At 69.4% G+C, this 8,820-nt stretch carries 8 protein-coding genes and 1 pseudogene; 7 read left to right on the forward strand and 2 right to left on the reverse strand.

Annotation, left to right across the window (positions count from 1 at the left end):
• The 3 genes from E6J59_00230 to E6J59_00240 form a co-directional block, all read left to right on the forward strand.
• A partial coding sequence (locus tag E6J59_00230; protein ID TMB24445.1) for a hypothetical protein occupies nt 1-887 on the forward strand: 887 nt, incomplete at its 5' end.
• A 137-nt stretch (nt 888-1,024) separates the two neighbouring features.
• The gene (locus E6J59_00235; protein TMB24446.1) at nt 1,025-1,255 is read left to right on the forward strand and encodes a hypothetical protein; all 231 of its coding nucleotides are present in this window, start codon (nt 1,025-1,027) and stop codon (nt 1,253-1,255) included.
• Complete coding sequence (locus tag E6J59_00240) at nt 1,245-1,460, forward strand: hypothetical protein (GenBank protein ID TMB24447.1); 216 nt, start codon at nt 1,245-1,247, stop codon at nt 1,458-1,460. Before E6J59_00235 ends, E6J59_00240 begins: the two co-directional genes overlap by 11 nt.
• Nucleotides 1,461-1,827: 367 nt before the next feature.
• On the opposite strand, the gene E6J59_00245 is transcribed toward E6J59_00240, so the two are convergent.
• Nucleotides 1,828-4,626 (reverse strand): DEAD/DEAH box helicase, encoded by a 2,799-nt coding sequence (locus E6J59_00245; protein ID TMB24448.1) that lies wholly within the window; start codon nt 4,624-4,626, stop codon nt 1,828-1,830.
• 21 nt (nt 4,627-4,647) lie between these two features.
• Entirely contained in the window at nt 4,648-4,842 is a 195-nt protein-coding gene (locus tag E6J59_00250) for a hypothetical protein (protein TMB24449.1), read from the reverse strand.
• Nucleotides 4,843-5,592: 750 nt separating this feature from the next.
• Between E6J59_00250 and E6J59_00255 the strand changes: the two genes are divergently transcribed.
• The 4 genes and pseudogenes from E6J59_00255 to E6J59_00270 form a co-directional block, all read left to right on the forward strand.
• Nucleotides 5,593-6,195, forward strand: a complete 603-nt coding sequence (locus E6J59_00255) for a periplasmic heavy metal sensor (GenBank protein ID TMB24450.1) — start codon at nt 5,593-5,595, stop codon at nt 6,193-6,195.
• Complete coding sequence (locus E6J59_00260; protein ID TMB24451.1) at nt 6,196-6,531, forward strand: hypothetical protein; 336 nt, start codon at nt 6,196-6,198, stop codon at nt 6,529-6,531.
• 28 nt (nt 6,532-6,559) lie between these two features.
• Nucleotides 6,560-7,704, forward strand: a pseudogene (locus E6J59_00265) (efflux RND transporter periplasmic adaptor subunit).
• The coding region (locus tag E6J59_00270; protein TMB24452.1) for an ATP-binding cassette domain-containing protein at nt 7,701-8,820 on the forward strand (1,120 nt) is incomplete at its 3' end. The pseudogene E6J59_00265 and the gene E6J59_00270, both read left to right, overlap by 4 nt.

Below are 8,820 nucleotides of genomic sequence, written 5' to 3' on the forward strand. Positions count from 1 at the left end.
TGTTGGTGAGCCTGGGAAGCACCCGGGTTCTCGTCCCTGCGACGGCTCTCCTGGCGGCCACCAATGTCATCCTGAACTACGTCTTGATCTTCGGGAAGTTCGGCTTTCCGGCGCTCGGCATGCGGGGAGCCGCGGCCGGATCCCTGGGCGCCGAGATCGTCACCTTCCTCTTCCTCACGGTCCACATGTGGCGACGTCTCGATCCCGCGCGTTACGGACTCTTCCGCCTCCGGGCGTTCGAGCGCCGGACGACGCACCTCCTGAGCCGCACCTCCGCTCCCATCGCCGTCCAGCGGCTTCTGGAGGCGCTCCGGTGGCTCGCTTTCTTCTTGATCCTCGAGCGCGTGAGCGACCGGGCGCTCGCGATCGCGAACCTCGTGTACGCCTGCTATGTCGTGTTCTGGATTCCGACGGAAGGCTTCGCGGAGACCTCGTGCTCCATGGTCAGTCGCTTCGTTGGAAGGAATCAGACCCACCGCATTGGCGCCGTTCTTCGCGACGCCACCGGCGGAGCGCTCCTCGCAACCCTTCCCTTCATCGCCATCGCATTGCTCGTCCCCCGCTGGCTTCTCACCGTGTTCTCCCCCGAGTCGGCCCTGCTCGCGGAGAGCGCTGCGAGCCTCCGCATCGTCGCCCTGGCGATGCTGGTCGTCATCCCCGGAGAGATGTGGTTCGCCGCCGTCTCGGGAACCGGGGACACGGCGGCGGCTCTCGCAATCGAGCTCGTGCTCACGCTAACCATGCTCGGCACCGGCTACTTCGCCACCATCCACCTCGCCGGCTCCGTCGAGCTGGCCTGGGTTTCGCTACCGATTTCCTCGCTGGTCTGCCTGACGATCTCCTACGGCTGGGTGAAGTCCGGGATCTGGAGAAGGCTCGATATCTGAGATGGCGCCCCTTCGCAGCGCGCCGCCTGTTGCCACGATTGGGCGTGTCGCTTCCGGTCGGTCCAGGAACCCCACCGCAATCGTAACTTCATCCCCGGCTCATCCACCCGCAGCCTTGACTTGGTAGCCGTGGGTGCATGCCGATCCTCGTGTCCTGCTGGCATTGCAAGCGGGCGGTCCTGATGGTCCCGCGCATGGCCGAGCGCGAACTGGCCTGGCTCTGCGATCATCTCGCGGCGTGTGACCCCGACGATCCGTCTATCGGGCTCGGTGTGGGGAACCTCCTGCGGCACTTCCGGGTGGTCGAGGTCGAGGGAGAGCGGGGAACGGATCGAGCGGCGCGAAATGGAGAGCGGTATGCACGATGACGATCTCGACAGCGGGGAGCTGGGGCCGCTTTGGCGGCTCGTCGGGGCGGTGATCTCGATGGTGCTCGTGAGTGAGTACGTCATCCTCGGGGCCGCCACGCTCGCCCTCCGTGCGCTACTCGGCCTGGCAGCCGAGGTGTGGAGGCGGCTGTTGCCGCGCGACCGTCCGCGTGACGTGGCTGGGCGAGGGGCCGAGGCGGCGTAGCAGGTGGCCGTCAGATACTCCCATGGGACAACGAATTGTTTCGCGAAGACTTGGGGATGCTTCCCGAGGCCTTGCAGCAAGAGGTGCGCGCCGCTCTCGCGGAGTTCCTCGACCTCACGTGATCAGACTTGTGGCGAGGGGCTACCACCATGCAGCGACGCATCAACGTACCGTCTGAAGTGAAGCCGCCCGTGGGCGGCTGCGCGTGAATCACCAACGCCAGACGCGCGAGCATGGAACGTGAAGGCGGCGCACACCCGCCGCTCGAAGCCCAGCGCGCCGACCCCGCCGGCCGCCATCACGCTGCTGGGAGGTGGCCAGGCGCTCGCGCAGTGCCGCTCCACGCTGAAACCACTCGCCGCGCGACTCACGCCCGTACGGCGTCCGCCAGGCGCCGCAGCAGCGCGCCGCTCTGCTCGACGAGCGCGTGGGGATCAGGTGCCTCGGCACCGGCGCGCAGGCGGCGGATCAGGTCGACGTCCGCTTGGCCGACGAAGGAGCGCACGAGCATCGGGCCGCAGAGCAGGCTCTCGGGGAGCGGTACGCCATCGGTGTCCGCTGCGAGAGCATGGCGGACTGCCACCGCGGCGAGCGCGAGCTCCACGGCATCGTGGGCAGGGGAGGACGCTTCGGCGACGAAGCCGCCGGCGCAGAGGACGCCGCTCATCTCGCGCTTGCGCGCGGCGCCGCGGAGGAGCTCCGCGGCGTGCGTCCGACGGCGATCCTCCGCCTCCGGGCCGCCGTCGGGCTCGGCCGGAACGGTGAGAGCGGGGAGGAGACCGCGGCGTGCCAGGCGCTGGAGCGCCTCCCAGGTCGCGGCGTCGATGACCTCGACGCTAGCCGGCAAGGACGCCGGTGTGGCCAGCTCCGGCCAGCGAGCAGTGATCGCGCTCTCGACGTCCGTCCCGAGGTGGTCGACGATGACGACGGCTGCGGCCTGCGCGTCGGCCGCGAGCACCCGGACGTCGACCACGCGCGGGGCGATCGCGTTCCCGAGCCGTGCGCGCAGCTGGTCGACGAGCGACGGGGCGGGCGGCGCTGGCGGCGCGGCGGCGGGCCGCACCCTCGCCTCCATGAGCACGCGCAGCCGATCGAGGAAGCGCCCGCCGGCGGCGGTCGGCATCCGGACCTCCGCCAGATCGCCGCGCGCGTCGAGGATCCCGTCCGCGAGCCGCTGCTTGGCCGCGAGTGTCCCCACCATCTTGTGCTCGATCGTGCCCTCGCTGATGAGGTTGACGACGTGGACGCTGCGCGTCTGGTGCTTGCGCCAGGCCCGCGCGATGCGCTGCTCGAGCCGCGCAGGGTTCCACGGCAGGTCGAGATTGATGACCACGCTCGCTGCCTGGAGGTTCAGGCCGAGACCGCCCGAATCGGTGGAGAGAAACAGCCGGCAGCCGGGGTCGTGCTTGAAGCGGCGGATCTCCTCGCGCCGCTTCACCTGCGGCACCGAGCCGGTGTGCCAGGCGAAGCCGAGGTTCATCTCGCCCGCCAGCGCGCGCACCAGCTCGAGCATGCGCTCCCATTCCGAGAACACGATTGCCTTCCGGGCGCGGCGGACATCGAGGTCGTCGAGCACCGCCTCCAGCTCGTGGATCTTCGGGCACTCGCGGTTCTGTGGCGTGAGGATGTACGCCGTGTCGCAGCACATCCGCATGCAGGCGAGCCAGCGCTGCAGCTTCTCCTGCTCTTCGCGCGTCAGGGGACGCTTGCTCGCGATCGCGAGCAGCCGGGCGACGCGACTCTCGTAGTCGCCGTACAGCTCGAGCTGTGCCGGGCTCATCGGCACGAAGTAGTTGTTGTCGACACGCTCGGGCAGCTGCGCTTCGACCTGGTCCTTGCGGCGGCGCAGCAGGAGGGGACGGATACGCCGCTGCAGCTCGTCGAGGTTCCGGTAGCCCACGGGGCGGCCACGCTCGTCCAGCTCGTAGAAGGTCCGGTTGAAGCGGAAGAGCGGACCGAACACCTGCGGGTCCACGTAGTCGATGATCGAGTAGATCTCGTCGATGCGGTTCTCGATCGGCGTCCCGGTGAGGAGGAACGCGTAGCGGCTCTCGAGCCGTTTGATCGCGCGGGCCGTCTGCGTGTTCCAGTTCTTGATCCGCTGCGCCTCGTCCAGGATCACCACGTCGGGACGGAGCCGCCGGTTCACGTCCGCGACGTCGTGCATCACCTGCTCGTAGTTGGCGATGGTGAAGAAGGCGGGGGTCTCGTAGCAGGCGAGCCGGGCGGGCTTCGTGCCCTGCACGAAGCGTAGCGTCAGATCGGTGAACTTGGTGATCTGGTCCTCCCACTCGGCCTTGAGCGACACCGGACACACGATCAGCACCCGGGCGACGCCGCGCAGCTCGCGGAGAAGGGCGGAGGCGGCCACCGCCTGCGCCGTCTTGCCGAGCCCCATCTCGTCCCCGAGCAGCGCGCGCTCGGTGAACGCCAGGTGCAGCAAGCCGTCGACCTGGTACGGATAGAGGGGCAGCTTGAGCGCGGCGAGGGAACGACGGCCGGAGCGGAGCTCCTCCTCCACATTCTGGCGTTCGACGGCCAGCGTGGTGCGCCGCGCCCGGCCGGCGGCCCAGAGGGCCACCTCCTTGCTGATCCGCACCGCCGCACGGTGGCCGTCCAGATCACGCACGAGGGCCGGCACCGCCTCAGCGGGATCGCCCTGCAGGCGGCCGTCGCGATCGACGTACCGGCCGAGGATCGCGGCGACCGCGGGAGCCGGCTTCCGCTCCGGAAGAACGCAGACCACCGCAGGTTCTCCGCCGGTCCGCCGCATGAACACTTCGACGCGCGTCGAGCGGCCCCCGCGCTGAAGCGCGGCTCGCCCCGCGGGCGTGCGGCGCAGGCGGGCCATCACGGCCTCGACGTGCTTGCACGTGGCCAGGCCGTTGGTCCGGAAGTCCGGACACGAGCAGGAGTTCTCGCGCTCCGAGAGCGAGCGGACCTCCACCTCGTAGCAGGCGCCGCTCGGCGACCGGACCGCGAAGGTGGAGAAGACCGGCTCCGACGGCTCGAGGATCTCGATCCGCATCAGCTCGCTTGACGCGCGCTCGCGCCGGAGCGCGATCTCGTCGGCATCGCTCGTGCGCCAACCCACCGGCCGCGGGGAGAGTGCCCGCAAGCCGCGCGGGCTCGGCCGCCGGGCCACGCGCCTGTGCACGGACGCCATTCCCCTCACCGCGGGTCGCTGTCAGTACGGGCGATCGTCGTCATCGTCGTTCTCCCCCGAGGGGCCCTCCGCCCTCGGCATCGCCTCTTCCGCCGCCGCGAACGCCTGCCGACAGGCCCAGAGCTGCTCGTCGTCTCCGTGGGCGTCGTCGGTGATCTTCCGGATGAGTTCGTCGAGGTCTACGAGCTTCTCGTCGTCGCGTCCCGTGCGGCTCATCCGTGTCCTTCCTCGGTCCCACTGGCCTCGGACGGCGGCTTCCCTTCCGTCCCCTCGTCGGTGGACGGCGGCTTCTATCACTCGCGGGTGGCGAGCCCAACTCGCCTTCACCGCCCGGGGGGCCGAATCTCGGACACTCGCTCGCGCCGGCGAGCGGCTGTTCGAGGTGCAATCATCCAGCGGAGCGTGAGAGCACCACGAGGTATCCGACTGCACCGAGCGACCTTGCGAGAGGCAATGCTTCTGAAGGCGATGCGGGCGCGCCCACGATTCATAGGGGAGGGGAGGATATCCGGACACTCGGCGGGACGGCGCGCGTCGGTGCGCCGCCTCTCCTGCTCAGTCTGGCGCGTTCTCGTGTGGCGTGGGATCGACACGTCGTGGGACGATGTCGACTGGTGTCAACCGAAGCACGGGCTCGTGCGTTTAATACGGTGAAGACTCGTGAGCGTGGGTCGGGATGAACGGCGTCCGGCCGAGCCGGCGAAGGCTTAGCGGGAAGGCTCGATGGCCAGCGAGTGAAAAGAGGGTCAACAGGAGAAGGAGACGAACTCATGAAGAACCCCATGCCGAACAGCATTCTGGCCGCCGGCGCGATCGCACTGGCGGTCACTATCACCTCCGTCGCTCCGACAGCGCGCGCAGCCGTCGCGACCGACGCTCCGTCGCCTGGCCAAGCGTCTCCGGCGTCCCTTTCGGGCGACGACGGGGAGGCGCCGGCGCTCGGCTCTCGCGCGAGGCTCGCCCGACTTGGAGCCGCTCCCCGTGACGATGGCTCGGACTCCGGCGACGGCGGCGAGGGCGATGACGGCGGGGATGGTGACGACGGCAGCGAAGGCTGAGGCAACGACAAGGAGACGAACCATGACGAAGCCACTGACGAAGAGCATTTTCATGGCGGGCTTGCTCGCGCCAGCGATAGCCAGCGGCGCGCTCGCGTTCGGGCACGGCATGCGCGGACACGGCGCCTGCGGCCACGGCGCGTTGCTGGGCGGGGCCCGCATGCTGCACGCACTCGACTTGAGCGCCGACCAGAAGCAGAAGGTGCAGGACATCCTGACGGCGCACCAGACGAGCCTCGCCCCGCTTGCCGCGAAGGAGAGGGCGGCCAAGCAGGCGCTCGCCGACAAGCTGCTCGGCACGGGCACCGTCACGCCGCAGGATGTCGATGCGCTGGTGCAGCAGGAATCGCAGGCTCGTACCGCCCTGATGCGCGAGCGGCTCGCCGCCGCTCTCGAGGTCCGCACCATTCTGACCTCCGAGCAGATACAGAAGGCGGCGACCATCCGCGCCGGCATGAAAGACCTCCATGCGCAGATGCGCCAGCTGCTCGGCAAGCAAGGCGCCGACTGAGTGAGACCCGCCAACTACTTCTTCTACGGCGCACAGTACTACGCGTTCGTCGGCGGCACGTGGTACGTGAGCGCCGGGTACAACGGGCCGTGGGTGATCGTAGCACCCGAGCTCGTTCCACGACCGATCCTCGCCGTGCCGGTGGGGTACTACCGGGTCCTGCCGCTGGCATGGCGCGCGTGGGGACGCGACGCACCGCCGCACTGGGGCCCGCGATGGGGACGGCACTGGGCGGACCACGGCGAGCCGCCGCGGGCGAGCCGGCACGCGAGGCGCCACGAGGTAGGACCCGAGATGGTGACCGATTGGCGGTCGATCCGCGATGTTCCGACCTGATCGCCGGTGGGCGATCGCTTCGGGCGTCATGGTCGTCGGCCTGATCGCGTCCGTCCGCTGGTATCGTCGACCGGCCGACCCGCGATACGTCACCGCGGAGGTGACGCGCGGGCCGATCGTCCGCGCGATCACCACGACCGGCGCGGTCGACCCGGTCATCACGGTGCTGGTCGGGGCGTACGTCTCCGGGACGATCCAGGGCACCTCTTGCGACTACAACACCCGGGTGAAGGCGGGCCAGCTGTGCGCCAAGATCGACCCGCGCCCCTATCAGGTCGTCGTCGATCAGGACACCGCCAACCTGGCGACCGCTCGGTCGCAGCTCCAGAAGGACCGAGCCAGCCTCGCCTACGCGAAGATCAACTACGAGCGCGACTCGAGGCTCGGCCGGCACGGTGTCGTATCGCAGGACACCGTCGACAGCGACAAGAGCGTCTACGATCAGGCCGAGGCGCAGGTGAAGCTCGACGAGGCCACCATCGAGCAGCGCCAAGCGGAGCTGCATGCCGCGCAGGTGAACCTCGCCTACACGGACATCGTCTCGCCGGTCGACGGCACGGTCGTGGCGCGCAACATCACGATCGGGCAGACGGTGGCCGCGAGCTTTCAGACGCCGACCTTGTTCCTCATCGCGCAGGACCTGACGAAGATGCAGGTCGACACGAACGTGAGCGAATCCGACGTCGGCGCCGCCAGAGTCGGCCAGAAGGCGTCGTTCGCCGTCGAGGCGTATCCGGGCCGGACGTTCTGGGGGCACGTCGCCCAGGTCCGTGAGGCGCCGATCACGGTCCAGAACGTCGTGACCTACGACGTCGTCGTCAGCGTCGAGAATCCGGATCTCGCGCTCCTGCCCGGGATGACGGCGAACACGCGGATCATCACCGACGAGCGCGACGACGTCCTGCGCGTGCCGGCGTCGCCCTCAGGTTCTCGCCGGAAGGTGTCGGCTCGGCGACGCGGACGACCAAGTCCGATCCCGGCAGCTCGGTCTGGGTGCTGCGCGACGGAGGGCCAAAGAGAATCCCCATCGTGAGCGGCCTGTCCGAGGGGTCCTTCGCCGAGGTCGTGCGCGGCGAGCTCAAGCCCGGCGAGCAGGTCGTCGTGGACGAGGTTGCCCGGGAGGAGCGAAGCCCCACCGCTCCCCAAGTCGCGCGGCCCCACTTCCACCCGTGACACCCGGCCAGACGACGGGCCCGACCGTATCGGACCCGATCATCGATCTCTGCGGCGTCACCAAGACCTACCGCTTGGGTGACGTGGACGTTCACGCCCTCCAAGGAATCGACCTCACCGTCGCGCGGGGGGAGTTCGTCGCGATCATGGGAGCATCCGGCTCCGGCAAGTCGACGCTGATGAACATCCTCGGCCGGTACCTCCTCGAGACGGTCGACGTCGCGGCCCTCGACGAACCCTCGCTCGCGCGCATCCGGAGCCGTCGCATCGGATTCGTCTTTCAGAATTTCAACCTGCTCCCGCGCGCGAGCGCGGTCGAGAACGTCGCCTTGCCGTTGTTCTACGCGGGATACCTCTCGGACGGCGCCGTGCACGCGCAGAAGGCGCTCGAGCTGCTCGGGCTGGCGGACCGGGAGCGCAGCCTCCCGAGCCAGCTGTCGGGCGGCCAACAGCAACGGGTCGCGATCGCGCGGGCCCTCATCAACGATCCGGCGATCCTGCTGGCGGACGAGCCGACGGGAAACCTCGACTCGCGGACCGCGAACGAGATCATGACGACCATTCAGGCGCTCAATCGCGAGCGCTGCTTGACGGTCGTGCTGGTGACACACGAGGCGGACATGGCCGCCTTCGCCGACCGCGTCGTCACGATGCGCGACGGAGTCGTCGTTGCGGATCGCCGCCAGGCCGCAACGCCGACGGTCGCGGTCCCCTCGCCACTTGCGGGATATCGCGCTGGGGCTGCGGCGCCGGCGCCCGCGACCGCGGGCAGATTGTGGTCGTTCGCGCGCATGGCCCTCGTCGCCGCCGGGAGGGCGCTCGCCCGCAATAAGCTGCGCTCGGCGTTGACCATGCTGGGGGTGTTCATCGGGGTCGCCGCGCTGGTCGCCATGGTGGCCGTCGGGCAAGGTGCGAACGCGGCCGTCGAGGAGCAGATCGCGAGCCTCGGCACCAATCTGCTCGTCGTGCTGCCCGGCGCCACCACCTCGAGCGGCGTGCGCGCCGGCTTCGGGAGCGCTTCGACCCTCACCGTGGCGGACGCTGAATCCATACAGAAGGACGATTCCGCGGTCGCCGCCGCCGCGTATCTCGACCGGCAGGTCGCGCAGGTCAGCT

Source organism: Deltaproteobacteria bacterium (assembly GCA_005879795.1).
GTDB lineage: Bacteria > Desulfobacterota > Binatia > DP-6 > DP-6 > DP-6.